A 381-nucleotide genomic window follows, 5' to 3' on the forward strand; every position below is an offset into this window, starting at 1 on the left:
GGCGTACCTGCCACACGACCTGCCCCCGAAGTCCGCGACGTACTACTACTTCGCTCTGTGGCGTGATGACGGCACTGACCAGGTGATTCATGATCTGCTGCGCTGTCAGGCGCGGGAGCGGGCCGGCTGCCGGGAGGATCCGACCGCGGTGGTGTTGGACACCCAGTCGATCCGGGCGGCCAACCACGTTCCGGCGGCGACGACCGGCAAGGACGCCGCGAAGAAGGTCCCGGGCCGTAAGCGGGGCCTGGCGGTGGACGCCCTGGGGTTGATCATCGCGGTGGTGGTCACCGCGGCGTCGGTCACCGACAACGCGATCGGCGTGCGCCTGCTGGACAACGTCCTCGCGCACACGCCGACGGTGACCAAGGCGTGGGTCGA

General features: G+C 69.3%; 1 protein-coding gene. It reads left to right on the forward strand.

What is annotated here, in order from left to right:
* The coding region (locus KBX06_RS27540; RefSeq protein ID WP_247686789.1) for a transposase at positions 1-381 on the forward strand (381 nt) is incomplete at both ends.

The organism is Micromonospora sp. C31 (assembly GCF_018070575.1).
GTDB lineage: Bacteria > Actinomycetota > Actinomycetes > Mycobacteriales > Micromonosporaceae > Micromonospora.